The organism is Sphingobium sp. V4, from assembly GCF_029590555.1.
Classification (GTDB): domain Bacteria; phylum Pseudomonadota; class Alphaproteobacteria; order Sphingomonadales; family Sphingomonadaceae; genus Sphingobium.
This window is the reverse complement of the sequence record NZ_CP081001.1, coordinates 2457893-2482995: the sequence shown is the minus strand read 5'-3', so window position 1 is coordinate 2482995 and position 25103 is coordinate 2457893. Positions and strand designations below refer to the sequence as shown.

Annotated in this window: 26 protein-coding genes; 8 read left to right on the top strand and 18 right to left on the bottom strand. The window is 66.7% G+C overall.

What is annotated here, in order from left to right; all coding sequences use genetic code 11:
* Nucleotides 1–26 precede the first annotated feature (26 nt).
* The 4 genes from K3M67_RS12380 to K3M67_RS12365 all read left to right on the top strand — a co-directional run bounded on the left by K3M67_RS12380 (nucleotide 27) and on the right by K3M67_RS12365 (nucleotide 2046).
* Nucleotides 27–332 carry a hypothetical protein gene (locus tag K3M67_RS12380; protein WP_285831605.1) on the top strand — a complete coding sequence of 102 codons (306 nt, stop codon included), beginning with the start codon at nucleotides 27–29 and terminating at the stop codon, nucleotides 330–332.
* A gap of 115 nt (nucleotides 333–447) precedes the next feature.
* A complete protein-coding gene (locus K3M67_RS12375) occupies nucleotides 448–870 on the top strand; it encodes a DUF350 domain-containing protein (protein ID WP_066859571.1) in 423 nt (140 codons plus the stop codon).
* A gap of 4 nt (nucleotides 871–874) precedes the next feature.
* Complete coding sequence (locus tag K3M67_RS12370) at nucleotides 875–1717, top strand: S1 family peptidase (protein ID WP_066859570.1); 843 nt, start codon at nucleotides 875–877, stop codon at nucleotides 1715–1717.
* A gap of 53 nt (nucleotides 1718–1770) precedes the next feature.
* On the top strand, nucleotides 1771–2046 hold the full coding sequence (locus K3M67_RS12365) for a DUF3297 family protein (protein WP_066859569.1): 276 nt from the start codon (nucleotides 1771–1773) through the stop codon (nucleotides 2044–2046).
* Between the two features lie 42 nt (nucleotides 2047–2088).
* Here the strand turns inward: K3M67_RS12365 and K3M67_RS12360 are convergent, their stop codons facing one another.
* From K3M67_RS12360 to K3M67_RS12345, 4 genes are all read right to left on the bottom strand, one after another.
* A complete protein-coding gene (locus tag K3M67_RS12360) occupies nucleotides 2089–2769 on the bottom strand; it encodes a CHAP domain-containing protein (protein WP_066859568.1) in 681 nt (226 codons plus the stop codon).
* A 77-nt stretch (nucleotides 2770–2846) separates the two neighbouring features.
* Nucleotides 2847–3377, bottom strand: coding sequence for a CHAP domain-containing protein (locus K3M67_RS12355; RefSeq protein WP_285831604.1), 531 nt, complete (start codon nucleotides 3375–3377; stop codon nucleotides 2847–2849).
* Nucleotides 3378–3482: 105 nt separating this feature from the next.
* Nucleotides 3483–4553 (bottom strand): DNA replication/repair protein RecF, encoded by a 1071-nt coding sequence (gene recF, locus K3M67_RS12350; protein ID WP_285832939.1) that lies wholly within the window; start codon nucleotides 4551–4553, stop codon nucleotides 3483–3485.
* Nucleotides 4554–4622: 69 nt separating this feature from the next.
* Nucleotides 4623–5135, bottom strand: coding sequence for a hypothetical protein (locus K3M67_RS12345; protein ID WP_285831603.1), 513 nt, complete (start codon nucleotides 5133–5135; stop codon nucleotides 4623–4625).
* A gap of 99 nt (nucleotides 5136–5234) precedes the next feature.
* Between K3M67_RS12345 and K3M67_RS12340 the strand changes: the two genes are divergently transcribed.
* The gene (locus K3M67_RS12340) at nucleotides 5235–5624 is read left to right on the top strand and encodes a VOC family protein (protein ID WP_285831602.1); all 390 of its coding nucleotides are present in this window, start codon (nucleotides 5235–5237) and stop codon (nucleotides 5622–5624) included.
* A 30-nt stretch (nucleotides 5625–5654) separates the two neighbouring features.
* Nucleotides 5655–6188 (top strand): peroxiredoxin, encoded by a 534-nt coding sequence (locus K3M67_RS12335; RefSeq protein ID WP_066859563.1) that lies wholly within the window; start codon nucleotides 5655–5657, stop codon nucleotides 6186–6188.
* A 47-nt stretch (nucleotides 6189–6235) separates the two neighbouring features.
* Here the strand turns inward: K3M67_RS12335 and K3M67_RS12330 are convergent, their stop codons facing one another.
* The 3 genes from K3M67_RS12330 to K3M67_RS12320 all read right to left on the bottom strand — a co-directional run bounded on the left by K3M67_RS12330 (nucleotide 6236) and on the right by K3M67_RS12320 (nucleotide 10397).
* Nucleotides 6236–6655 (bottom strand): response regulator, encoded by a 420-nt coding sequence (locus K3M67_RS12330; protein ID WP_066859562.1) that lies wholly within the window; start codon nucleotides 6653–6655, stop codon nucleotides 6236–6238.
* Between the two features lie 77 nt (nucleotides 6656–6732).
* Complete coding sequence (locus K3M67_RS12325; protein ID WP_502958905.1) at nucleotides 6733–9513, bottom strand: TonB-dependent receptor; 2781 nt, start codon at nucleotides 9511–9513, stop codon at nucleotides 6733–6735.
* Between the two features lie 179 nt (nucleotides 9514–9692).
* A complete protein-coding gene (locus K3M67_RS12320; RefSeq protein WP_066859560.1) occupies nucleotides 9693–10397 on the bottom strand; it encodes a 2OG-Fe(II) oxygenase in 705 nt (234 codons plus the stop codon).
* 166 nt (nucleotides 10398–10563) lie between these two features.
* Between K3M67_RS12320 and K3M67_RS12315 the strand changes: the two genes are divergently transcribed.
* The gene (locus tag K3M67_RS12315; protein ID WP_353051146.1) at nucleotides 10564–10806 is read left to right on the top strand and encodes a GIY-YIG nuclease family protein; all 243 of its coding nucleotides are present in this window, start codon (nucleotides 10564–10566) and stop codon (nucleotides 10804–10806) included.
* Nucleotides 10807–10975: 169 nt separating this feature from the next.
* Here K3M67_RS12315 and K3M67_RS12310 read toward each other — a convergent pair whose 3' ends face one another.
* Both K3M67_RS12310 and K3M67_RS12305 read right to left on the bottom strand, forming a co-directional pair.
* The gene (locus K3M67_RS12310) at nucleotides 10976–11734 is read right to left on the bottom strand and encodes a class I SAM-dependent methyltransferase (protein WP_285831600.1); all 759 of its coding nucleotides are present in this window, start codon (nucleotides 11732–11734) and stop codon (nucleotides 10976–10978) included.
* Nucleotides 11735–11784: 50 nt separating this feature from the next.
* A complete protein-coding gene (locus K3M67_RS12305; RefSeq protein ID WP_066859559.1) occupies nucleotides 11785–12957 on the bottom strand; it encodes a nucleoside hydrolase in 1173 nt (390 codons plus the stop codon).
* A 49-nt stretch (nucleotides 12958–13006) separates the two neighbouring features.
* On the opposite strand from K3M67_RS12305, the gene pip reads away from it, so the two are divergent.
* Complete coding sequence (gene pip / locus K3M67_RS12300; protein WP_285831599.1) at nucleotides 13007–13948, top strand: prolyl aminopeptidase; 942 nt, start codon at nucleotides 13007–13009, stop codon at nucleotides 13946–13948.
* A 117-nt stretch (nucleotides 13949–14065) separates the two neighbouring features.
* Here pip and K3M67_RS12295 read toward each other — a convergent pair whose 3' ends face one another.
* From K3M67_RS12295 to K3M67_RS12255, 9 genes are all read right to left on the bottom strand, one after another.
* Nucleotides 14066–14602: a cytochrome C gene (locus K3M67_RS12295; protein WP_232313776.1), complete on the bottom strand. Its 537-nt coding sequence runs from the start codon at nucleotides 14600–14602 to the stop codon at nucleotides 14066–14068.
* Nucleotides 14603–14691: 89 nt separating this feature from the next.
* Nucleotides 14692–15237 (bottom strand): methylamine dehydrogenase light chain, encoded by a 546-nt coding sequence (locus tag K3M67_RS12290; protein ID WP_066859557.1) that lies wholly within the window; start codon nucleotides 15235–15237, stop codon nucleotides 14692–14694.
* 23 nt (nucleotides 15238–15260) lie between these two features.
* Nucleotides 15261–15863, bottom strand: coding sequence for a thioredoxin domain-containing protein (locus K3M67_RS12285; protein WP_285831598.1), 603 nt, complete (start codon nucleotides 15861–15863; stop codon nucleotides 15261–15263).
* 1 nt (nucleotide 15864) lies between these two features.
* Nucleotides 15865–16395, bottom strand: coding sequence for a MauE/DoxX family redox-associated membrane protein (locus tag K3M67_RS12280; RefSeq protein ID WP_066859555.1), 531 nt, complete (start codon nucleotides 16393–16395; stop codon nucleotides 15865–15867).
* Between the two features lie 2 nt (nucleotides 16396–16397).
* Nucleotides 16398–17573, bottom strand: a complete 1176-nt coding sequence (locus tag K3M67_RS12275) for an amine dehydrogenase large subunit (protein WP_285831597.1) — start codon at nucleotides 17571–17573, stop codon at nucleotides 16398–16400.
* Between the two features lie 118 nt (nucleotides 17574–17691).
* The gene (locus tag K3M67_RS12270) at nucleotides 17692–18363 is read right to left on the bottom strand and encodes a TetR/AcrR family transcriptional regulator (protein WP_066859553.1); all 672 of its coding nucleotides are present in this window, start codon (nucleotides 18361–18363) and stop codon (nucleotides 17692–17694) included.
* Nucleotides 18364–18451: 88 nt separating this feature from the next.
* A complete protein-coding gene (locus tag K3M67_RS12265; protein WP_285831596.1) occupies nucleotides 18452–20464 on the bottom strand; it encodes an MGH1-like glycoside hydrolase domain-containing protein in 2013 nt (670 codons plus the stop codon).
* Nucleotides 20465–20594: 130 nt separating this feature from the next.
* Nucleotides 20595–23405 (bottom strand): TonB-dependent receptor, encoded by a 2811-nt coding sequence (locus tag K3M67_RS12260; protein ID WP_285831595.1) that lies wholly within the window; start codon nucleotides 23403–23405, stop codon nucleotides 20595–20597.
* 255 nt (nucleotides 23406–23660) lie between these two features.
* On the bottom strand, nucleotides 23661–25088 hold the full coding sequence (locus K3M67_RS12255) for a glycoside hydrolase family 43 protein (protein ID WP_285831594.1): 1428 nt from the start codon (nucleotides 25086–25088) through the stop codon (nucleotides 23661–23663).
* Nucleotides 25089–25103 lie beyond the last annotated feature (15 nt).

Genomic DNA, 25103 nt, shown 5'->3' with positions numbered 1-25103 from the left:
GCGGGGGTGGAAGAGGAGAGAGCGACATGAGATTTTTCTGGAAGGGCGTGGCGGCGCTGACCCTGGCCACTGCCGGCCTTGGCGCGGCGGCGGTTCCGGCCCAGGCCCACGACTATCGCGACGGCTGGCGCGGTGATCGGGATGGTCGCTGGGAAGGTCGGCGCTGGGACGACCGGCGCTGGGACGACCGGCGGCACTGGCGTGGCGACCGTCGCGACTGGCGGGGCCATCGCGGCTATGACCGGCGCTATGCCTACCGCCAGCGCTGCTGGACCGACTGGCGCTACGACTATTATCGCGACCGCAATGTGCGGGTGCGGATCTGCCGCTGACGCTTCGGTCGGTTTGGAGGAGTCGGGGCGCGCCAAGGCGAGTCCCGGCTCCACGCCCGACCGGGAATGATGTGCGCCGATTGAACCCGGAGGCGGTTTCCGGCATTGCACCGGCATGACCGATCCCATGCCCGTGATCCAGAGCCTGTTGTCCGGCCTGCCCATCCTGCTGCTGCACCTTGGCACCGCCACCCTCGTCTGGCTGGCGGCGCTTGCCATCTACCTGTGGATAACTCCGCACGACGAATTCGCGCTGATCCGCGCCGGGAACGAGGCCGCGGCCATTTCCCTTGGCGGGGCGGCGATCGGGCTGGCCGTGCCGCTGGGCTTCTGCCTGGCGGGATCGGTCAATATCTGGGACATCCTTATCTGGGGCAGCGTCACGCTGGTGCTGCAACTCATCGCCTTCCGCCTGGTCGACTTCCTGCTCGGCACGCTGTCCGCCCGGATCGAGGCGAACGAGCGATCGGCCGCGATCTTCCTGGCCATGATGAAGGCGGCGATCGCCTGCCTCACCGCCGCGGCCGTGGCGGGCTGAACCGATGGCGCGTTCCAAGGCGCGGGGAGGGTGCGGCTGTCTGCCCTTCGCGCTGGGCGCGCTGCTGCTCGTGGTCTGGTTCGGGCAGGACATCGCGCCGCCGCTCCAGGTCGAGCAATATGATCCGCGTTCGCCGCGCCGTCCGCTGCCGCAATGGGGCGACGAGCAGTTCGTGATCGAGGACCGGCCCGGCGGCCCGGCCGATTCGATGGGCACCGCCTTCGCCGTCGACCGGGACGGCGCCTGGCTGACCGCCGAGCATGTCACCCATGGCTGCAACCGCATCGGGCTGGAGGATGGCCGCTATGCCAGCCCGGTGTCGCGGGTGGTCGAAAGCCGGGAGGCGGACGCCGCGCTGGTCCGCGACGGATTGCCCAGTCCCGATGCTCTGCCCCTGTCCGACCACACGCCGCAGCCGGGCACGCCGGGCTATCATATGGGCTTTCCCGCGGGCGAGCCGACGCTGGTCGTATCGGAACTGATCGGCGCGGCGAGCGCGCGGCGGGGGCGGAGCGAGCTGACCCAGCCGGTGCTGGCCTGGGCCGAGCGCGCGCGCATCCCGGAGGGCGACGGCACCCTGTCGGGGATCAGCGGCGGCCCGATCTTCGCCGAGGACGGGCATGTGATCGGCGTCAACAGCGCTTCGACCGACCGGCGCGGCCGCATCCTGACCACGGCGCCCGATGCCGTCGCCCGCCTCACCAGCGCCAGCCGCGCCATCGACGAGCGCCCGGTCGCCTATCCTTTCGCGGGCGTCGCCGATGCGGAAAATCGTTTCGCCGCCTGGCTGGACCAGGGGGTCATCCGGCGCATCTTCTGCGATGTCGATGGCCCGCGCGGCGGTTGACGACCCATGGCCGCAGACGCTAGGCGCGGCCCAGCATTTCAAGGAATCCGACCATGAGCGATACGCCTCCCGACCATCTGTCCACCAATCCGCGCAGCCCCCATTTCGACATGGACGTGCTTCAGCGCGGCATCGGCATCCGCTTCAAGGGCCGGGAGCGCAAGGATGTGGAGGAATATTGCATTTCCGAAGGCTGGATTCGCGTCGCCGCCGGCAAGACCCGCGACCGCCATGGCAATCCGCTGACGATCAAGCTGAACGGCGAGGTTGAGGCCTGGTTCGAGAAGCCGGCCGAAGGCGCCGAGGACAAGGCCGCCGACGCCGAATAATCGACGGGACAGGGGCGCCATCGACGGGCGCCCTTTTCTCTTTCAGTTCATCATCGTGCCGCGCTTCACATCGGCGATGATCGCGCTCAGCGTCCGTTCCGCCGGGGCGCTGTCGGCAAATGCCACGACGCGCAGATCGGTCTCCAGCCTGGGCGCGGTCTGCCGGGGCGCCTTTGCCGCCGGCGCCGTCTGGCCGGCCCATCCATCCCCGCCCAGCGTCGCGAAGCGCACGCTGTCGCCCAGCGACGGGTCGGGGGTGAAATCGCGCAGCTTCGCCCGGGCGGGATAGATGAAGCCATAGGTCGGATTGGTCCGTGCGCCCATTTGCCCGGTCGGGCTGTGCCAGACGCGGACCTGGCTCCAGTCGCCGTCATCCGATACGTCGATCGCCAGCACATCTTCCTCGATCGCGCCGGGCGCCGACCAGTTGGCGTGCCGGATCAGCACGCGCCGGTCGTCCAATATCCGGCTGACCACGGCGACATGGCCGAGCGTCATCGGGCCATGGGGGCGGAACGCCAGCACCGCGCCCTTCTTCGGCTCATGGCCGCGCTTGTAATGCCCCTCGGCCTGGTCCCACCAGGTCAGCGCGTCGCCGCGTATCTCCACGCCCGACACGATGCGGGCATAGGGCACGCATTGCAACATCGCCGCGCCGAAGGCAGGCGCAGCCATAAGCCCGGACAGCAGCAAGGCGGCTGCCCAGATCGTCTTTCGAACCATTTGCGATCCCGCAATGTCAAGAATCGCCCCACCGGGGACGATCCTAGAACCGGGATGATTGGGAAAAGGTAAACGCTCTAGAAAGCAGCGCGCAGGGCAGCGCCGCCGGCGGTTTCGGCCGATGCGATGCGGACCGGCTGGTCGGAAACCTTCGGCGCGTCGGCATAGATGAAGCCGTTGGCCGGGTTGGAGCGCAGCCCCAGGCCACCGATCGGGCCATACCATACGCGCACGTCGGTCCAGTCATTGTTGGGCGAGACATCGACGGCGCGGACATCGCGCTCGATGCCGCCGCGATAGGACCAGTTGGCGTGGGTCAGCAGCACTTCGCGGTCGCTCACCACCTTGCTGACCATGGCGACATGGCCGACCGGCATCGAACGGCTGGACGAGAAGGACAGGACGGCGCCGACGCGCGGTTCATGGCCGCGGGCGTAGCGACCTTCGGCCTGGCCCCACCAGCTGTTCGCGTTGCCGTGGATGTCGATGCCCGACATCTGACGGGCGAAGGGCGCGCACTGCAAGGTGCCGGCGCTGGCGGGGAGGGCGATCAGGGTGGAAAGTGCAAGGACAGATGCCGCGAAAACCGCGCGAAGACTTACGAACATCCGATTGCGACCCCGACTTTTTAAGAGCTTAACCCCGTTGAGGCTCTTAGGGCAGAGCGCGGACGAACCGACAAGCGCGGGGCGACGAGTCGTTTTGTCGATGCGTTATGTTGCGGAACGAAAGACGTGTCCGGCGGTTACGGTGAGGCGGGTGGCCGATGTCAAATCGCTGAAAAGGCTGGATTCGGTCCCCGTCATCCACACCTGTCCCCCGGTCGCGGCCAGACGGTCGAACAGCGCGGCCCGTCGCGACGGGTCGAGATGCGCCGCCACTTCGTCGAGCAGCAGGACTGGCGGCTGTCCCCGGTCGGCGGCGACCAGGGCGGCATGGGCGAGCAGGATCGAGAGCAGCAGCGCCTTCTGCTCCCCGGTCGAACAGAGGGCGGCCGCCTGCCCCTTGGCGACATGGGTGACGTGGAGGTCATGCCGATGCGGGCCGGACAGGGTGCGCCCCGCCGCCGCATCGCGCCGCCGTTCGCGCGCCAGCCGGGGGGCGAGCGGCTCGTCGCCCGCCTCGTCGCCCTCGATCGCGATCAGCGGTCGGGCGAAGGGTTCGTCGGGCTGGTCGGCCAGCACATGGTTGAGCCGCGCCACCAGGTCGGCGCGCGCGTGGCCAAGCGCCGCACCATGCTCGTCCATCTGCGCTTCCAGTGCGGTCAGCCAGACCGGATCGGCGCGGCGCACGTCGGTCAGCAGCCGGTTGCGCGCTCGCATCGCCGCATCATAGCGCGCGCTGTGCGCGGCATGGCCCGGATGCAGCGCCAGCGTCAGCCGGTCGAGGAAGCGCCGCCGCCCGCCCGGACTGTCGAGGAACAGCCGGTCCATCGCCGGGGTGAGCCAGACGATCGAGAGATGATCGGCCAGCGCATTGGCGGAGGCGGCGACGCCACCGATCCGCACCTGCCGCCGGTCGGGACTGGCGGGGGCGACTCCGGTGCCCAGCACCACCCCGTCGACCTCGGCCGCGACACCGAAGCCGCCGCCGCCGTCCTGCCGCGCCATGGCGCGGAGCGGCGCGCCGCGCAGGCCACGCCCCGGCGCCAGCATCGACACCGCTTCCAATATGTTGGTCTTGCCCGCGCCATTGTCGCCGGTCAGCAGGATGAAGGCATGATCGGGCAGGATCAGCGCATCCGCATGGTTGCGGAAATCGCTCAGGGTCAGGCGGCCGATCATCGCGCGGCTGTAGCGGGGAGTTGGATCGGGGGAAAGCGGCAAGCGGCTTTCCTGGCCGAGCGGACCGGATCAGCAGCGCTTGCGCACCACTGCCGTGCCGTCGTTCATGATCGTCAGCGTCCGGCCGTCGGCCGAGGGCCGCATCAGGAGCGTCCGCGTCCAGCTCTGTCCCTCGCCGGTAAAGGCCGCATCCACCGCGACCCGGCGATCCTCGCCCGTCCGCACCGCCTTCACCGTGCCGACGCTTTCATGGAAGACCAGCTGGTCAGGCGCGACGGTCAGCTCAAGGTCGGCGGTGCGGTCGCCGCAGCGTTCGTCGATGCCGGTCCAGCTGCCCTGCAAGGCGACGGGAATGAGGCCGCCGGGCGCGGCGGGCGGCGGTGGCGTGTCGATCGCCGGTGGCGGTTCGACCGGCGTGATGGCGTTGGCGGGCGTCGGCCCGTCCTCCACTTCGGGCATAGTCTGGTCGAGGATGTTCGCGACGACGCCGGGCTGCTGGTCCTGCCGATCATCCTGTCGGTTGCAGGCGGTCGCTGCCAACAGGGGCAGGAGCAGCGGCAGGAGCGGGACGATCTTTCGCATGGAGCGAAAACCCAGCCGGGCGCCTTGCGGTTCCCGCCGCATGACTTGGCGTGGCCGCCATGCTAGTGCAGCGGGGCATAGCCAAGGGGAGTCGATGCCATGCCGGTGCTGGGAATGGGCGGCCTGTTCTTCCGCTCGCGCGATCCCGAGGCGCTGGCCGCCTGGTATCGCACGCATCTGAATGTCGGCGGCGGCTGCGTGGTCGATCCCGGCGACACGCCCAATGAGTGGATCTGGCAGCCGCAGGGCGGGCCGATGGTGTTCGCCCCGTTCAAGGCCGACAGCGATTATTTCGCGGCCGACAAGGCATTCATGCTCAATTTTCGCGTGTCGGACCTTGACGGGCTGCTGGAGGACTTGCGCGCCGCCAACGTTGAGATCATCACCAGGCCGGAATGGGACGATCCGCAGGTCGGCCGTTTTGCCCGCATTCACGATCCGGAGGGCAATGCGATCGAATTGTGGGAACAGCCCCCGCCTTCTGTCTGATTTTGGCCGCATGATTATTGGAGCATCCTGATGAAGCGCCTGTCTATCCTCCTCGCTGCCGCTGCCACCGTCCTCCTGCCCGGCGCCGCCATGGCCGCGCTCGCCGTGGGCGCCAAGGCGCCCGACTTCACCACGCGCGGCGCGCAGGCGGGCAAGACCTTCACCCTGACCCTGTCGCACCAGCTGAAGCGCGGGCCGGTGGTGCTCTATTTCTTCCCCAAGGCCTTCACGCCGGGCTGTTCGGCCGAAGCGCGCGAATTTGCCGAGAATATCGAGAAGTTCAAGGCGGCGGGCGCCACCGTCATCGGCATGTCCGCCGACCCGGTCGACGATCTGGTCGCTTTCTCGACCAAGGAATGTGCGGGCAAGTTCGCGGTCGCATCGGCCGGGCCGGGCATCGTGTCGGGCTATGACGTGGCGCTCAAGATGCGGCCGGGCATGACCGACCGCACTTCCTATGTCATCGCGCCATCGGGGCGTATCGCCTTCGTCCATAGCGAGATGAACTATGCCGGCCATGTGAAGAGCACGCTGGCGGCGGTGGAGGCGATGAAGGGGAAATAATCCCCCGTCACCGCTGCTCATCTGTATCGAACCCGCCGGTCGCCGCGTCAGGCGGCGATCGCGACCGGTTCCTCCACGATCGCAAGGCCGCGTCCGACGGTGCGGATCAGGCTCAGGAAGCGCTTGGCCTCGCGCACGATCATCGCCTTGTTGAAACAGGCGGCGGCGCCCCGGTCGAGCGCTTCGGCGACGATCGGCGCGCCGTCGCGCAGCAGGCTGGACAGCATGATGACGGGGCATGGGTCCATGTCCATGATCTCGTCCAGCACCGCCATGCCGTCGCGCCCCGGCATGGCGATGTCGAGCGTGACGACATCGGGCTTTTCGCGCCGGATCATCTCGATCGCTTCCTCGCCATTGCCGGCGATGCCGACCACTTCGACGCGGCGGTCCTTTTCCAGCAGCGTTTCGATCATGGCGCGGATGGTCAGCGAATCATCGACGACCACAAGCCTGATGGGTTTCATCGTCCGTCTCCAAAGCGGCGTTACGACTGACCATAACGGCTGGGGAAGGACGGGCTTTAGGCGTCCCTAACGGGGATTTAACCAGGCGGCCGGTTGCCCGCCCCGAAATTGGGGAAGAACAGCTTGCGGAAGCTGATCGAGACGGTGCGGCCCAGCGGGTCGAGATAATCCTGCTGGTAGCGCAGCGGCGTCGCCCCGGTCGCGTCGCGCACCTCACGCCGCTGGTTGAAGATATTGTCGATGCCGATCGACACGCGCGCGCCGCGCAGGAAGGGCATGTCCTTCGTCAGTTGCGGCATCTGCCCCAGATTGGCGAAGAGGCGCAGGTTCGCGGTCGCGAGGCTGCCGAATTCGAGGCGCGATGCGCCGCCAAGCGCGCCATCGACATGGGTGCCGCTTTCCCAGTCGATGCCCAGCCGCGCGCCGATGCCATTGTTCATATAGCCGATCCGCGCCTTGACCTCATGCCGCGGCTGGCCGCCCGACGATCCGGTGGCGTCGCCGTTCAGCAGGTCGAGTTCGGGCACGCCCGGCGCGATCAGGATGCTCTCTTCCAGATGCCAGGTGTGATAGAGGCTGAAGCTGAGGCGGCCACCGCCACCGCCCTGTCCCCGTCCGCCGCCAAAGCCGCCGGGACCGCCGAAGCCGCCGCCCGGCCGTCCCTGTCCGCCCGGTCCGGCATTATTGCCTTCGCCGCGCGGTCGGTCGCCGCCCTCGCCCGGCGGGGGGGCGCCGTCCTGCCCGCCGGGGCGCGGCTGGCGATTGCCGAACAGCGCCTGTAATTCGGGCGGCCGATCCTCGGGCTTGCCGCCCGAAGCGCGCCATGCCTCCATCAGCTTCTGGATACGCGACTTGAGCGGGATGGACAGGTCGAAGCCCCAGCGCAGTTGCTCGCTGCGCGACCGGAGGAAATTGATCGGCCGCGCATCGACCTGCACCAGATTGCCGTCGGCGTCGCGCAGGAAGCGCTGCGGGAAGGCGTCTTCGATGTCGGGCGTCGGCGTCGGGAAGGCGGCGATCGGATTGCTAGTGCGGCTGTTGAGATAGGTGGCGGTCAGGGTCAGGTTCGGCTTTTCGAACGGCTTGACGGTGGCGCTCAGGCGGAACTGGTCGCGCACGCTTTCGCGCAGCGAGGCGTTGCCGCCCGACAATTGCGTCACGAACACGCTCTGCCCGGTCGCATAGTCGAAGACCGAAACGTTGGGCGTGGAAATCAGCGGATCGGTGATCTGCGCGCCGGTGGGCGCGGCCCGGTCCTGATTGGCGGAGGCGAGGATCTGCACCGCCTTCACCGGCTGCCAGCGCAGGCCATAGCCGAGTGTCGAGAGGGTGCCGAAGTCGGACAATTGCTGCGCCGCGAGATTCAGGTTGACGCCGATGTCGCCGACGCCGCCCAGCACGCCCCTGGACCGGCTGGTAAGCGGCAGGTCGATGCTGATCTGCCCGCTGCCGATCTGGCGGCTATAGTCAGTGGGCCGTTCGACCCCCGAGCGGATCGAGCGGCTTTCAAAGCCGTTGGCCGATCCGCCCAGCCGGATCGAGGTCATGACGTCGCCGGCGGGCAGGCGCAGCAGCGCGCCGCTCACCAGCAGGTCGGCGCTCACCGCCTGGCTTTTGGCGCGCGCCGTGTCGGTCAGGCGGGTCGACAGCAGGCCGGACGCGAAGTCGCCATAGGGATTGACGTTTGGATCGCCCGCGTCGAGCGCCGCCTGGATCGCGTCGGTCGCAACGCCGCGATCCGTGCGCGTCCGCGTGATCGACAGGTCGCCATTGCCGGTGAAGGACCATTGCCATTTGCGGCCGATCTGCCCGTTCAGCGTCAGGCCGACATGGCCGGTGGTGCCGCGGATCTGCTGCCCCAGCGCGCCGGCCTGCGCCAGATAGCGATAGAGGGTGACGTCCTGGCCGAAGGGGGAGAAGGGGCCGCCGGCATCGAGACCCAGGGCCGCCGTCGACAGCCCCTGGAGCGAGTCATTTTCCGACAGTTCCAGCCGCCCGTTGAGTGTCGCCGACACGCCGCCCAGCGCGCGGGCGAGCGTGGCATTGACGGAGAAATTCTCGGTCGCGGGGCTGAGCGTGCGATAGCGGGTGAGATCGGTCACGGCCGCCGCATTGGCGCCGGCGACGAAATCGCCCAGCGTCGGTGCGCCGCCAGCCGCGATCGCCGGCACGGCGGCCACCGTCACGGTCTGGCCGGCCAGCGCCGACAGGGCCGGGTCGATCTCCGCCCCCAGCGTGGTCGAGCCGATATTGCCCGCCAGCGCATAGGGGCGATTGGCCGGGGTGGTGGTGATGTCGCGCTCGCTTTCCAGCAGGCGGGCGGCGCGGCTATATTCCAGGTTCAGGGTGAAGCGGTTGTCGCCGCGAATGCGCAGGATGCCCGCTTCCCACTCGCCATTCTCGCGCCCGCCCTCGGTGGTCGTGCCCAACTCCATCTCGCCTGTCTCGGCACGGAAACGCTGGCGCAGGACGATGTTCACCACTTTCTGCGTCGGCGCATAGCCATAGCTCAGCGCCACCTGCTCGGGCAATATGTCGACCCGCGCTACCGCTTCGGTCGGCAGGTCGCGAATTTCGGCGAAGCTGGAGATGCGCTTGCCGTTCAGCAGCACGACCGGGGTGCCGTTGGTCTGGGGCGACAATTCGGTGATGAGGTCGTTGATCGACGTGACGCCCAGCGCGCGCACGTCGGCGGGGGACAGTTGCTGTTCCGGCTCGATCTCTCCCATCACCGCGCCGCGCTGCGGCTGGCCGGTGACGATGATCTCCTCGCCCTCGTCGCTCGCCTCCTGCGCAGCGCCCCTGGGCTGTTGCTGCTGCGGCTGGGCCATCAGCGCGCCGGGCGCTACGCCCAGCATCAAGGGCAGCAGAAAGACGGATACGGAACGGCGCACGAAAACCCCCCAGGGACAGATTTGTTACCCCTATTTGCATAGCCGCCACTTGTCGCAGGATTCTGGCATTTGCCGGACAAATTTGTCGCAAAATGTAATGGGGTGGCTGAACCGGGGCTGGCTGGACCGGAACGGGTGGGACGTCAGGCGGCGTCGTGAAAGATGATCCCCAGCGTGTAGCGCGTGCCGGACAGCAGGCGGCTGACGCCATGGCGCATCTGCACGCGATGGACGCCGCGCGCGCCCATGACCGGCCGGTCGCGCACCGGGAAGATCACGGCGTCGCCCCGGGCCAGCGGCACGACTTCGGGTCGGGACTGCATTCGCGGCCGCTGTTCGGTCAGCAGGAAGGCGCCGCCGCTGAAGTCATGCTCCGGCTGCGACAGCAGGATCGCCGCCTGCAACGGGAAGATATGCGGGCCATAGACATCCTGGTGCAGCGCGTTCCAGTCGCCCGCTTCATAGCGCAGCAGCAGCGGGGTCGGCTTGTCCTGCCCGCCCAGCGCGCAGCGGGCGAGGAAATCGGCGTGACGCGCGGGATAGATGTCGCCCGTTCCGAGCATCGCCGCCCAGCGATTGGCGTGCCGCGCCAGCGCGGGCCACAGCGCCTCGCGCAGCGCCGCGACCGGATCGGGCAGCGGATAGGCGAAATAGCGATAGCGCCCACTGCCATAGCCGTGTCGCGCCATCACCACCTCCTTGCGGAAGGCGGAGGGATCGTCCCACAACGCGATGATCGCGGCGCACTGGTCGGGGGAGAGCAGCGCGGGCAGGCGCGCCGCGCCATGCCGGTCAAGGTCGTCGAGGTTCATGCGCGGCAGGATGGCAGCGACGCGATGCCGCGTCATCCCGCGCCTTGCGGCCAAAGCGGGAGCGGGCGGTCGGATCGGGACGGACAAAGGGGGTGGAAAGCGGACGGTCGGGTTTACGAGCGTCTTAACGCAAGGGCCGGCATGTTATTTCGTCATGCCAGCGAAAGCTGGCATCTCAGGCGGATGCGCGCAACGATAGGGAATGGCGCAAGGCGGCTACTCTTACATTATGACGAACAAGGCGAGAGGCGTCCTGTATATAGGCGTCACGGCCAGCCTTGCTGCGCGCGTCGAACAGCATCGCAACGGCACTGGGTCTGCTGTCTGCAAAAAATACGGCCTCACGCTACTCGTTCTGGCAGGACCCCATGATGACATCACACACGCCATTGCCCGTGAGAAGGCACTAATGGGGCGGAAGCGCGAATGGAAATCCGGCGCCTAGAGGAGAGCAATCCCGATTGGCGGGATATTTCAAATCTCATCCTCTGATCGCCTGAGACCCCAGCCTTCGCTGGGGTGACGGAAAAGCGGACGGGTGATGAAACAAAAAGGCTCGAACGGCAAAACTGGTCCCTTCCGGTACAAGAGCGGATCGATGCCAGGCGGGTTGCTTACCCCTTCGGCTTGCGGAAGCGGAACAGGAAGCGGTCGGTCTTGCCGCGGACCGCCGGATCGAACACCAGTTTCATGTGATCGTCCGCCGGATTGGCGAGCAGGGGGCTTTCCGCCTCCAGCACGAAGCCGGCGGCGGCGAAATCGGTCTTCACCACGGCCGGGTCGATGCGGTGCAGCTTGTCCACGACCGCGCGGGTGTCGCCCGCGCCGCCCACATGGTCGATGATCCCGACGATCCCGCCGGGCTTCGTCGCCGCGTAGAGCGTCTTCACGAAGGCCGCCGGATCGGTGCGCGGGATGCCATATTTGTCCGACTGCCAGTAGAGATCATGGTAGCTGAGGTTGATGATGGTGAAGTCGAAGCTGTTTGCGGGCGCACTGAACGCCTCGAACGGATAACGCGCCCAGTTCACTTCGGGTCGGCGGGCGACCAGCGCCTTCCATTTCAGCTGCTCGTCGGGCTGGGTGTAGAACTGGTTGGGCTCGAACGCCGTCACCTTGCCCTTCGGCCCGACGGCGTCGGCCATGATCTCCGCCCAATAGCCCGATCCGGTCATGATGTCGGCCGCCTTCATGCCGGGCTTCAGCCCCAGGAAGGCGAGCGTTTCGGCGGGCCTGCGGCTGTCGTCCAGCGCCCTGGCCTCGGCCGGGCGCTTCGGGTCCGCCAGCGCGGCGGCATAATCGGGCGATGGGGCGGCGACGGCCGGGGCGGCGATCGCCAATGTCGTCAGAACAAGTGCGAACGTCAGGCGCATGATTTCCCCTCCTGCAAGGAGGGCGATCATGCGCCCGCCGCGCGTGGGGTTCAACGGCCCGCCCCGGCGTCGGTCGATCGCTTCCTGTCGTTGGTCGAAGCGTGGACGGGGCGCATGTAGAGCCGTGCCATCGCCCCCTCCATCTTCGTGCGGTCGACCGACAGGATGACCCGCTGCGCCTGTTCGCCCAGATGCGGTCGATAGGCCTGCGTCCAGGACAATGTATCGCCATAGGCCGCGGTCTGGCTGGTCTCGAAATCGATCCACAAGGTTTCGTCCCTGGTCACGATCTCCGGGTTCAGCCACACCATGGCGACGATCTCGTCCCACATGGGAAAGCCGGGCGCGAGGCCGGTCTGGAACAGGTCGGTCAATACCGTCCCGGCGGGCTTCAGGCTATCGAGAAAGGTGCGGGTCCATTGCGTGCCGGTGGACGGATCGACCGGGATCATGGTGATCTTCCGCCATGGGGCATGGGCCATGATCCTGGCGGCTTCGGGGTCCCAGCGGATATTGAACTCCCGCCGGGGCGAATTGACGAATTCGCGGGCGAACTGCTCGGCCGATGCGCCCTGCAACCGCTGATGCGGCGCCAGGCTGCCGCCCATATAGACGATTTCCTTCACATTGGCGGCAAAGCCGGGGTCGAGGCTCTGGGCGATCGCGATATTGGTCATCGGGCCGGTGGCGAACAGGGTGATCTCGCCCGGATGCGCCTTCACCATCCGCACCAGGAAGGCAGCGGCGATCTCTGAGCTGGGCTTCGTCGTCGGATTGCCGATGGGGAGATCGGGCACGCGGGTCGGATCGCCGGCGCCCGGATGCTCCTGGATCGTGTCGCCCGGCCAATAGTCGGTCCACGGCCCCTTGAAGACCAGCCGTCCATAGAGGCCTTCCCAGCGCCTGGTCGCCTCTGCGCTGTTGAGCAGTGGCAGCGTTGCGCCCGGCACCACCGGCACGTCGGTCCGCCCCAGTATCTCCAGCGTGCGCAGCGCATAGGCGGTGGCAGTGTCGCGCCAGACCGATCCGCTGGTCGTGGTGATACCCAGCACCTCCACGCCCGGGCTCTGCAGCAGCAGCAGCGGCACGCCGTTGAGGCCGATCATGTCATCATCGACGATCACCAGCCGCTTGGCCGCCACGGGTGCGGCGGGTTTCGCGCTCGCCCCCTGCGCGGCCATCGCCAGCGCCAGTGCGCCCCATATCGCCATCATCCATCGCATGTCTGCCTGCCCCCATTCCGCTACGCCCCGCCACCTGTTAGGACGGGGGATGCACAGCCTCTATCCGCCGATCACCCCCTATGCCACTGGTCATCTTGACGTAGGAGACGGCCACAGCCTCTATTGGGAACGGGTCGGCACGCCGGGCGCCAAGCCGGCGGTCTTCCTGCATGGCGGGCCGGGCGGGGGCATTGCGCCCGATCATCGCCGGCTGTTCGATCCCGCGCGCTATGACGTGCTGCTGTTCGACCAGCGCGGGTGCGGCCGATCGACACCGCACGCCTGTCTCGACGCCAACACGACCTGGCACCTGGTCGCCGACATCGAACGGCTGCGGGCGATGACGGGGGTGGAGCAATGGCTGGTGTTCGGCGGCAGCTGGGGATCGACCCTGGCGCTGGCCTACGCCCAGACGCATGTGGAGCGTGTGACCGAACTGGTGCTGCGCGGCATCTTCACCATCCGCAGGCAGGAGATCGACTGGTATTATCAGCAGGGCGCCAGCCGCATCTATCCCGACAAATGGGAGCGGTTCGTCGCGCCGATCCCCGAAGCGGAGCGGGGCGACATGGTCGCGGCCTATCGCCGCGTCCTGACCGGCGAGGATCGCGCGGCGCGCTTGGCCGCAGCCCGCGCCTGGAGCCTGTGGGAAGGCGAGACGATCCGCCTGCTGCCCGACCCGGCGCTGTCGGCGACCCATGATGCGGATGATTTCGCGCTCGCCTTCGCGCGGATCGAAAATCATTATTTCGTCCATGGCGGCTGGCTGGAGGAGGGGCAACTGATCCGCGATGCGGGCCGGCTGCGCGATATTCCCGGCGTCATCGTGCAGGGCCGCTACGACATGGCCTGTCCTGCGGAAACGGCCTGGGCGCTGCATCGCGCCTGGCCGCAGGCGCGCTTCGAGATGATCGAGGGCGCGGGGCACGCCTACAATGAGCCGGGCATATTGGATGCGCTGATCCGCGCGACGGATGGGTTTGCGGGGTAGAAATCTTCCTTCGGATTGGTCGGGAAGCCCAGCAGGAGCGGACATGATCTGCCGTTGCAAGGCGGAAGCGTAAGGCTGTCAGTCCATTCAAACCCAAACCTGCCGCCAATCCCTGCCCTATCCCTTCTGGCCCGGATAGAGGAGGCGGAGGGAGGTGGGGGCGTTGCAGTGGCGGATCGCGGTTTCGACGTGGCGGGCGCGTTCGGCCTTGAGCGCGGTGGTGGACAGCGGCTGCCGGCGTTCACGCGCGACTTCCTCGGCCGTGAAGGGGGCTGCGCCCGACGGTGCGCTCGCCCCGCCCAGGCCAAAGACGACATAATTCATCATGTCGGCCAGCTGCTGATTATCCCTGATCCGGCTGTGCGCGACATTGGGCAGGCGGATGAGATAGGCGCGGGCCTGCGGCGTGCAGAGGAACCAGCCCACCCGGCCGCGCAGTTCAGGCAGCTGGGCGGGGGCCGCGCTGCCCGCGACGCCATGGCAGCCGGCGCATTGTTCGACATAGTCGGCGCGCGCCATCGCCGGATCGGTGATGGCGGCAGGGAGCGGACCCATGGGCGGCAGGGCGGCGCGCAGCGCGGCGGTTCCGCCGGCGAGCAGCAGCGCGGCGCAGAGGAGGGGACCGAGTTGGCGTGATGGCATCCTGGTCGGCATATTCGCTATCCGTGCCGGCTCCCTTTCATCTCCACCCATCATTGCGACCGAAACGGTCCGACGGCGGACAACGCCCGGCCAATCGCTTCTCAGCTCGCGGCGCCCACCATCACCGCAGTGGAGCAGTGATAATCCATGCTGCTGGTGCCGAAGCACCAGATGACGTCATTGTTGAGCTGCGGCATGTAAAGCTGCGTTTCGCGATCGGTATTGTCGCAGGCGCACTGGCCGCAGGCCGGCTTGCCGCAACAGTCGCGATAGGCGATCAGATAGGCCTTGCCGTCGTCCGGATTGATGCAGGTGCCGACCCAGGAGACGGGCGACGGCTCCGACCCCGGCGGGCAGCTGTGGATGCCGCCGCCGCAGCAGGTGCAGAGCGCCCCGTCGATCGCACAATAGCGCCAATAGTCGCATTTGGTGTCATCCTTCGTCTGCGCCGTGCGGGCGAAGAAGGTCTTGGCTTCGGGCGAGCGGTCGGGCTTGGCGGCTTCGGCGCGGCTGACGGGGAGCAGCGGGAAGGCGGGGGCGGCGACCAGCGCGGCCCCCAGGCGCGTGAGCATAGATCGGCGCGAGGAGCCGCCCGCGAACCGGCGCAGCAGCTTTTCCCCCAAGGCGTCGGCGTTGAACTTCGTCATCTGTCTTGCCCCCAATCCTGTTCTTACGCGGCCTGCGCCTTCAGGCTGCCGATATAATCCTGCACCGTGCGGATGCCCATTTCATGGGCGACGACCAGGCTCTCCAGATGTTCGCGGCTGTTGACCAGCCCCTTGGACAGGATCGCGCCCTCTTCGTCCAGCAGCACGGCGAAGGGCAGCTTGGCGACCTGATAGGCCTGGCCGACTTGGGGGCCGTTGATGAAGGGGTGGCCTTCCAGACCGTGCTGCGCGATCATCGCCCGCTGCGCGTCGGCATCGTCATCGCCGATGAAGCTCAGCGCGACGCGCTCTGCCCTGGCGAAGCTGGTCGCCATCGGGATCACCGCCTTGCAGAGCGGGCATTGCGCTGAGACGAAGAGCAGCAGGCGCAGCTTCGCGCCATGGGCGTGGCCGCCGATCGTCACCGGATTCCCGTCGAGGTCGCGCGCGGCGATCGGGCCGGTGGTGGTGCCGACGGACGGCCCGCCGCTGGTGGCGAGCGCGCCGGCGGGGGCGACGCGGATGTGCAGCACGCCCACCTGCCGCGCCAGCGCCAGCAGCGCGACGACGAGGCCGAGGATGACGATCCAGGAGATGATCTGGGAGATGATGAGCGAGGTGAGCATATTATCTCCGATGCGCGGGAGAGGCTGCAAGCGCGGTCAGCGACTGGAGCAGCAGGCAGAGGAGGGCGATGGCGACGCCGCCGGCCAGCGCCGTGGCGACATCCATGGCGGCGAAGGGCGACGCCGGCCGCAGGTGCAGGCCCAGCAGCGACGCGAGCGCGACGTTGCGCGCGACCAGTGGCCAGCCGATCGGGTGGCGCAGCGCGCCATGGCCGCAGCCGCAATCGATATGGCCGCGGCCGCGCACGATGTTGATCGCCATCGCGGCGGCGAACAGCAGCAGCAGCCCCACGGCGACCAGCACCGGCAGGGGGTGCAGGCCGATGAGCAGGGCGACGCCGGTCGCCACTTCCACCAGAGGCAGCGCGATCGCGGCTGGGCCGACCAGCGCGACGGGCAGCAGGCGGTAATTGGCGATCACGCCGGGCAGCAACGCGCGGTGCCGCCACTGGGCGACGCCGGCGACGAGGAACAGCAGGCCGACGGCGATCGAGACGGTCAGGCCGAAGAGGTCCAGCGCCTGCGCGGCCATGGTCAGTTCGGCTCCAGGACGGTGATGATACCGCCGCCCGCTTTCTCGATCTTGTGCTTTTCCTCGCCGGTGGCGACGTCGAGCACCAGCGCCTCGCCCTTCTCTCCGTTCAGGTAGAGGAGCGGCTTTTCGGTCTGGGACACTTCGATATTGTTCATCGGCTCCTTCAGCACGAAGCGCTTGACCACTTTTTTGGCGGCGACGTCGACCTGCCATATTTCGCCACCGGACGCCTTGTGCGACCAGTATTCGCCCATGTGCATCAGCACGAAGAGATGACCGGTCGGACGGTGCAGCGCCATCGGCTGGCGGCCGCCGGGATACCAGTTGAGTTCGAGCGGCCTGGTTTCGCCGGGGCGGATGCCGGCCGCCGCCTGGATCGAGAAGGGCGCCGAGACGGTGGGCGTCGCGCCGATCCGGGCGGTGAAGACCTGGCCGGTATAGGTGAGGAAGGTGGTTGTCTTCGTCTTCCGGTCATAGGCGAAATTGTCGAAGATCGGGTCGTTGGTCGCGTCGAAGAAGGGGGCGGTGTGGGTGATGTCGCCCTTCGTCCCCTTGACCGCGACGGTAGCGAGCGAGCCGTCCGAGCAGAGCGCCGAAAAGCCCACGCCCGGATTGGGGATGAGGCTGGCGCAGCCGGGCAGTTCGATCGAGGCGGTAAATTTCTTCCTGGCGAGATCGACGATGTTCACGCCCGAGGTCGGGCTGAAATCGTAGACATAGGCGGTCTTGCCATCGTCGCTGACGATGAAATTATTCTTGCGCGATCCGATCAGGATGCGGCCGGGGAGGGCAATTTCGGTGACCAGGTTCAGCGTCTTGCTGTCATAGACGGTAATCATGTCCTGCCGCGTGCCGCGATCGACCTTCGACCAGATAGTTTCGGCGACATAATAATATTTGCCGGCCGGATCGATCGCCATGTCGGCGAGGCGCCGGGTTTCGACCATGCCCTTCATCTTGCCGCTTTCGCCGTCGAAGATGCTGGTGCCCGGCATGTCCCAGCCGCCATCGACGAAGAACCAGGTCGGCTTGGGCGGGTCGATGGTCAGGACGTCGGATTCTTCGGGTTCCAGCGCTACACTGGTGTCGGCGGGCGCCGCCGCCGCCACGGCGGCGCTGCCCAGCAGCATGGCGGAAAGCGTGGCGGCGAAAATCCTGCGACTGGTGGTCGACATGCTGGCTGATCCCCCTTGGTGCCTGCTGCGTCGGCGACAAGGTTTGACGGCTGTCCAGATTTGGTCAAGGGGGAGAAATGACGTAGCAACAAAAAATGTTGCGGGGCCGGCCCGTCGTTCAGGCCGGTTCGGTTTCTCGCACCGGCGCGAGGGCAGCGATGTCCGCCGAGGTGGCCGTGCGGGCGAGGGTGACGAGCGACTGGACCGCGAGCGCGGTGAAGGCCGGCATCTTGTCCGCCCAGGGCTTGCCATGGCCCAGAAAGGGTGTGGCGCCCTCCATCGTCGCGCTGATGAACAGCGCGACGGTGCGGACATCCTCCGCGCTGAGCGTCGGGTTTATAGCGGCGACATATCCCCCGATCACGCCATGGACGCGCTCATAGAAGGCGCGGACGCGGTCGGCGACGAAGGGGTTGTGATTGGCCAGCGCCCATAATTCGGTGAACAGATGGGTGGTCCGCTTCGAGCCGATATCGTCGAGGCACAGGATGATGACCAGCTTCAGCCGTTCCTCGGCAGTCAGGCCGGGCTTGCGCACGACCTCCTCGAGCAGCTTGCCATAGCTGTCGACCAGCTCGTCCAGGAGCACCTGGATCAGCATTTCCTTGCGCGGAAAATGATAGCTGACATTGCCCACCTTCATGTCGCAGCGCGCGGCGATGCGGCGGATGGTGAAGGCATCCGCCCCCTCGTCGATCAGCACGTCCAGCGCCGCCTTGAGGATGGCGTCGACGGTTTCGGTGCCCTTGGCATAGATGCCGGGACGGGAAGGGGCGAGTATCTGCGTCATTTGACTTATTTCGGGGTGTATCATTCCTTTCGTGCGGTGGCCAGAGAGGATGGTCCGGGATGGAGGGTTTTGGCCCTTCCTCCGTTGTCTATGCCCCGAACAGCTTGAATTCGACCAGGCGGACCGCCTTGCCGCTTGGCTGGGCGAAGAGCAGGCGGACCTTGCTGGTGCGGCGTGCCGACCAGCGCAGGCCGGTGACGCCGTTGGCGACCGGGCGCCCCTTCGGCGTCGCGACGTCGCGCCAGTCGCCGTCGATCCACGCCTGGAGGCGGTAAGTTTCCGGCACGGCAAAGCCCTTGCCGTCGGCGAAGAAGGCGAGTTCGGCGCGGGCGATGTCGACGGGTCTGCCGAGATCGATGGCATACCATTGGCGGGCGGGGGAAGGAGCAGACGACCAGCCATTGGGCAGTTCGGGGAAGAACCAGACGCGCCCGTCGATCGCGTCATGGACATTTTCGACGTCGCCGTTGCTGGAGGCCGAACCGATCGGGAACTGCCCGCGCACGAGCTGGACGGCGTGGTTGATCGGTCGGTGAATTGCGGGCGCGGCGGCGCGCGTGACCGGGACTTCGATGCGGCCAAGCGTGTCGCGGCGGGCGACTTCCCGGCCGTCCACCTCGACGGACAGCCCCTTGCCGCGCCGGTAATGGCTGCCGTCCGCATCCCAGGTCACGGCAATGTCATGTCCATGATAGGGGACATGCTGCACCCGGAACCAGTCGAGCGCCTGGGGGTCGCCGGCCTGGGGGAGCAGCGGGTTCACGTCCAGCACATCGTCGGCGCGGGGACGGATGCCGACCAGACCGGTCAGGATCAGGTCGTTGAAGCCCGAATGGAAATAATGATGGCTGCGATCGAGGCCGACGATCGGCCGGCCGGTTTCGGGGTGATAATCCTCCTCCAGATCCAGCCTGTCCCCCTGATAGTGGAGCGCGGCATATTGGCGCAGCAGGCGCATATAGGCGCTGCGGGTGACGGGGCCGGGCTGGCGGTAATGATCGAGCAGGTTGGCCATGCCGTGCAGCACCTGGGTCGTCTGATAGGGCCAGACGGGGCCATTCCACTGGCATTCGGGGTCGGCGCCGAGATAGCGGTACTGGCGCATATAATATTCGTAGCCGGCCTCGACCGTCCGCATCCCGGCCGCCCCGGCCAGCGAGGCGGGGTCGAGCAGATGGCGCCATGCCTGCGCATATCGCGCATCGTCCGGGACCAGATCGAACATCCACGGCAGATAGCCGACCAACTCGCGGTTGCGGATCGGTTGCCAATAGCTGACGAATGGATTCTTCCGCGACTGGTGGCGGTCGATGAAATGGGAGAGTTTTTCACTCCACAGGTCGTCGAGCACGCGTTTGCGCAGGGCGTCGGCGCGGGCGGCATAGTCCGCGGCCATCGCGCGGTCGCCGGCCATTTCGGCCATGCGGGACAGGGCGCGGGCATTGGCGAACATATAGCTGTTGACCGAGGGGCGGAAGGCGTCGCCGCCGCGGAACCCGTCCTTCCCGCCCGAGGCGTCGATCGAGGAGACGGTATATTCGGTCGCGTCGAGCAGCGGTTCGACGAAATACAGCCCCTTGTCGAAGTCGAACTTCTCGTCCCACAGCCGGTAGATATGGTTCATGACGGCAAGGTGCCGCAACGCCCCGGCACGGTCGCCGTCGACCAGGTAGCGGCCCCAGACCGAATCCGCCATATGATCGGTGAAATGGCGGTCGTTGCCGCCGCCATACATGAAATTGATATAGTCGTCGGCGAAGCGCCGATCGTTCAGCCAGCGCCCTTCGCCCAGATGAAAGCCGGTCGCATCGTTGAGGCTGGCATAGGGATGGCGCTGCCAGTCGACATCATCCAGAAATTCGGTCGAGATGTAGCCTTCGGCGCCGAGGTCGCGCTGATGCGCGCGGAAAATCTGCCAGCGATAATAATAGACGGCGTCGATCCTGGGATCGGCGGACTCGAAGAAGGGGATGCGATCGCGATACCAGGGCGCGTCATTGCCGAAGCGCCGGGCGGCGATGGCGTCCATGTCCATCGAGGACGGGGGCGGGGCGGCGCCGATCCCGATCATGGCGGCGCCCGCCAGCAGCAGAATCCTCATCGCGCGCATCCCTGGTCTCCCGATCATGTGCAAACAAATATGGCGGCCGTTCCGGGAATTGGAGAGATTTCCCGGAGCGGCCGCCATGATGACGGGACGCGGTGAGGAGACACCGCGCCCCATCGGGCACTCATTTGAACGTGTAGCGGACACCCAGCGCGAAGGTGCGCGCCAGCAGTGTGGTCCCCAGGTTGAACTTGTCCGGGCCGCCGACATCTTCGAACTTGTAGTAGGTCTGCATCTTCGATCGGGTCAGGTTGACCGCGTCGAAGGTGAGGCCGAGGCTGTCGTTGATCTTGGCCGTCAGCTGGAAGTCCAGGCTCTTTTCCGGCGCGCGCCATACGCCGATCGGGTTGGCGAACAGGCGTGCTTCGTTGTTGGCGAGGAATTCCTTGCGCCAGACATAGGAGAGACGCGCGCCGATCGGGCCGCGCTCATAGGCCAGCGTCGCATTGTAGCTGAGGTCGGACACGCCGAAGAAGGACGATGTCGTCTGCCCCGTGACATTGCCGTTGATGTCGACCAGCGGGATATTCTGCTTGGAGTCCAGGATCGTCAGGCTGCCCTGGAAACCAAGCCCCTTGAGCGGGCCGGGCAGATAGGTCGGGAAATAGGTCAGGCCCAGCTCCACGCCCTTGAGCACGCCGTCCGAGGCGTTTTCGGGGCGGGTGATGAGGAAGCTGTTGGTGTTGAGGCCCGAGCCTGGGACGGTGGTCAGCGACGTGATCGGCACGACCAGCCCGTCGATCTCGCGACGGAACAGGGTGGCGTAGATCGCGCTGCTGCGTTCGAAATACCATTCCAGCGCAAGGTCGAAATTCTTGGACGTGGTCGGCCGCAGCGCCGGATTGCCGCGTCCGCCGGTGCCGTAGCCGACATTGGTGAGGTCGCCGGTCACCGTGTAGTTGGGGTTGAGGTCGGCGAAGCCGGGGCGGCGCAGCGTTTCGCCATAGTTGAAGCGCAGGCGCAGATTGTCGAAAATATCGTAACGCGCGGTGAAGCTGGGCAGGAAGCGCTCCGTGCCCGATGCCGCCTGCGTCACCAGCGGCGGAGTGCTGTAGCGATCGACGAAGGTGAAGTTGGTGTCGACCGCGACGAAACGCACGCCTGCCTGCAACTGGAGCGGACGGCCGAAGATCGAGACTTCGGCATCGGCCTGAAGATAGGCGGCCAGAGTGACTTCGTTGATGTCGAACACGTCGGTCATCGTCATCTGGTCCGACAGCAGAATGCGGTCGGCGTAGCGCGGATCATTCTTGTAGAGCTGGCGGATGGTGTCGGCATTCTTGGACAGCCAATAGCCATTGGCCAGCACCCAGCTGGTGGGAATGTCGGCGCGGCCGTCATAGAAGCCGCTGTTGGTGAACAGGGCGTCGGCCGGCAGGGTGGACAGGTTCGCGCCCAGGCCGCCCGCGTCCTGCGTGCGGACCGAATCGCGGGCCTTGCGATCGTCGTAACGGAAGCCGCCGCTGATCTTGCGGATGAAGCCTTCGTCCCATTCATAATCGCCGTCGAGCATGAAGGTCAGCGCGCTGCCCTTCGACTTGTTGGCGTTGTCGTAGAATTCGCCGATGGTCCACTGGCTGGGGTCGGCCAGCAGCGCGTCATCATCGAAATGATAGGAGGGGATACCGCCACCGGCGTTGAAATCGACGTCGATCGACTTGGCGACGCGGGTGGTGCGCATCGCGATGAAGGACGTCTTGTTGGTGCTGGTCTGATAGGCGAGGTCGGCGACGATCTTGCCGCGTTCGCCCACATTCCACTTGCCGTTCAGCGCATAGACGTAGGAGTCGGTCTTGTTGGTGCTGAAGTCGCCGCTGTTGAAGCCGAACACGTCGCCAGCGCGGCGCGACTTTATGATGTTGGTGCCGTCATACAGCTCGAAGGTCGAACCGGGGTTCGGGCCGAGGCTGCCCCACCAGTCGGCGAAGCTGAACTGAAGGCTGTTGAAGGTGCTGCCCTTGAACCCGTTGTAGAACATTTCGGCGGTATATTCCGAACTGTCGTTGGGCGCCCACTGGACCGCGACATTGAACGCCGGGCGTTCGCGCTTGCCGTAGAGATCGGAGCTGAAGATCGCATCGCGCGAAAGATAATAGGGCACGTCGACGCCGTTGATGTTCAGCGTCGAACCGGCCGCGGTCGGAAGGCCGCGCTCCTGGCCAGGCTGCCAGCCGGAGAAGATGCGCTGGAGCGGGGTGAAGCCCGATCCCGCAGGCGGATTTTCGGTGGCGAACGGTACCATCGCGCCCGCCGTCGTGGTCATGTCGCGGAACTTGGTGCGGGTGTAGCTGCCGTTGATGAGGATGCCGATGTCGCCGATGCCGGTTTCCCAGCGGTTGCTGACCAGCAGCGCGGCGTTGGGATTATAGGTGTCGGCCTCCTCGTTATAGATGCCGCGCGCCAGCGCCGAGATGGCAAACCCGTCAAAGTCGAAGGGGCGGCGGGTCTTGACGTCGATCTGGCCGGCGAGGCCGGTTTCGATCTGGTCGGCGGCGCGGGTCTTGTAGACATCGACCTGGCGGATGAGGTTGGCCGAGAGATCCTGAAGCGCGAAAGCCTGGCCTGAGGCGGTGAAGATGTTGCGGCCATTGAGCGTGGTCAGCGCGTCGGGCAGGCCGCGGATCGAGATCGCCGCCGCTTCGCCGCCGGTGCGGTTCGTGACCTGGATGCCGGTGACGCGCTGGAGCGCTTCGATGACATTGTTGTCGGGCAGTTTGCCGACGTCTTCGGCCACGATCGAGTCGACGATCTGGACAGCTTCCTTGCGGACGTTGATGGCGCCAACGATCGAGGCGCGGACGCCGGTGACGACGATGTCGGCTGCCTCTTCTTCAGCCTGCGGCGCTGCGGCGGGCGCGGTCTGCGCCTGGGCGGCGCCCGCGAGCATCAGCGCGAACATGGAAGCGGAACCGAGTGCGATCGGCTTGAATGCCATTTGGATATCCTCCCCTGGAGCTGGCGCATACGCCATGCGTGAATTACTCGGACTAATTATTGCTCCGACAAATGAATCGCAAGCGGAAAATGGTGCTATGGTCCCATGAATTGGGACGCGAGTGACATTTATGCTGCATGTCGGGAAAGCCTTGGTTTCCCTAAGGGCGATGGTCGCGTTTCCATGCGCAAGGGGCCGCTCGCCCGATAGCGAACGGCCCCCATGGCATTGATATTTTGTCGGACTTGGATGGGATCAGTCGGCGCGCCAATAAGCGGTGGCGTCGCGGCTGCGCACCAGGCGAATCTCTCCGTCCGCAAGGCCCAGCGCCTTGCCGGGCGCGGAAATGGCGGCAAAGCGAAGCAGGCCGCTCGCCTTGTCCTCCAGCCGGACGAACTGGCTGCGCAGCGCGAAGTCGGCGCTGTTCTGGTCCTTCTGGACCGTGACCGAGCCATCCTTGCCGGCCACCAGATAATGACCGGGCAGGAGGATGGGGGAGAGCATGACGCTTGCCTTGCCGGCGCGGCCCGGCGTCTGGCGGAACTGGGTCTGGGCCAGCGAGGGATTGCCGCCGATCAGCCGCATAGCGTCATGCGCCAGCAGCGCCTGCGGGCTGGCGGCCGAGATGAAGCGTTCGGGCAGCGGGCCGTTGCCCACCGGCACGCCGAAATCGGGGGTGCCGTCGGCGGTATAGTAGAGGCGCTGGACGCGGGTATGGCGGTCCGGGTTGAACAGCGGGTCACCCTGGATCGCTTCATAGTCGCGGCCATGATAGACGAGGATGTCGCGGCCCTGTTCGTCCAAGGTGAAGCTGTTGTGGCCGGGACCGTAGACGCTGGTCTGCGTGTTGGTGACGAAGACCGGCTGGGGCGACTTGGTCCAGCTCCGGGCATCCATCAGGTCCGCGTTCTCGTCCGCCGTCAGCAGGCCCAGGCAGTAGCGGGCGTCGGTGGCGCTGGCCGAATAGGTCATGAACAGGCGGCCATTGCGGTGCAGCACGGCGGGCGCTTCGTTGACCTTGTACCCGCGCACTTCCCAGTCCAGCGTGGGAATGGTGAGGCGCGTCGGCCTGGCGGCGAGCGTCAGCGGAGTCTTGAGCGGGGCGATGTAGAGGTTGCTGTTCGTCTCTATGCCCGGTTCGCGCTGGGCCCAGGCGAAATAGCGCACGCCCTTGTGGACGAAGCTGGTCGAATCCAGGTTGAAGCTGTCCCAGGGCGTCTGGAATTCGCCCAGCAGGCTCCATTTGCCCGCCATGGGATCGGCGCCGTCGCAAACGACCGCATAGGTGCGGATGCGGAACACATCATCGCCGCCACCGCTGGGACCGGCGGCGAAATACATGATCCACCGGCCGTCGATCCAGTGCAGCTCCGGCGCCCAGATGAAGCCGGAGCGGGGGCCGGTCTTTTCATGGCGCCACAGCACCGTTTCTTCGGCCGTGGCGAGGCCGGCGATCGTCTTCGACCGGCGCAGCACGAGCCGGTCATATTCGGGGACCGAGCCGGTCAGATAGTAGAAGCCGTCATCGTGGCGGAAGACCTGCGCGTCGGCGCGCTGCCGGACCAGCGGGTTGGCGGGGACGGGCGCAACCATGGCGTCCGAAGCAGCGCCGGCGATTGTGGGCGCAGCCGACAGGGCGGCAGCGCTGCCGATGAAGCTGCGGCGCGAAAGGGCGAAGGGCATCGGGCGTCTCTCCTG